The following is a 661-nucleotide window of genomic DNA, read 5'->3' as shown; positions in this document are numbered from 1 at the left end:
GCCTAAAAGAATAAATAATACAATGGCTAATACTTTGATGCTGGAAAACCAAAATTCTGATTCAGCGAAAAACTTGACTGAAAATGCGTTAAGCAAGAAGATGAACAGCGCAAAGACGGCACTCCACATCCAAACCGATGTATGGGGAAACCAGCGCTGCATTAACAGGCCGGCTGCTGTGAATTCTGATCCCAATGCCACGGTCCATGTCAGCCAGTACAGCCAAGCGACCGTAAATCCGGTGCCCGGCCCTATGTATTTGGCTGCATAGGTGTGAAAGGCGCCGGTCACAGGCATGGCGACTGACAGCTCACCGAGGCATAGCATGACCAGATAGACGATGCCGGCCCCGACTAAGTAGGCGAGTATCGTTCCGGCCGGGCCTGCTTGCTGAATGGTATAACCTGAGCTTAAAAACAGCCCGGTTCCGATGACACCTCCCAAGGAAAGCATAAAGAGGTGCCGGCTTTTCATACTTCTCTGAAAGGTTGTCTCATTCTTGTTGTGGGCAGCGTTCATCTTTTTCCAACTTTCTATCAGCGATTTATTTCCTCCTAATAAAAAATCTCATGTCAGAAAGTGACACGAGACTCCGGCGAACCGGCTTTAAGTTAGAATATACAAACTATTACGATAAGTCAAGTTGTTTTTAAAGAGCGGG

1 pseudogene is annotated in these 661 nt (G+C 47.4%); it reads right to left on the bottom strand.

The features are described 5' to 3' along the window. Nucleotides 1-453 (bottom strand): annotated as a pseudogene (locus ACWFR1_RS40595) (amino acid permease); the annotation flags it as partial. Between the last annotated feature and the right edge of the window lie 208 nt (nt 454-661).

This window comes from Streptomyces sp. NPDC055103, from assembly GCF_053607625.1.
Note: the sequence above shows the minus strand (reverse complement) of the source record. Positions and strands in the feature narration are given on the sequence as shown.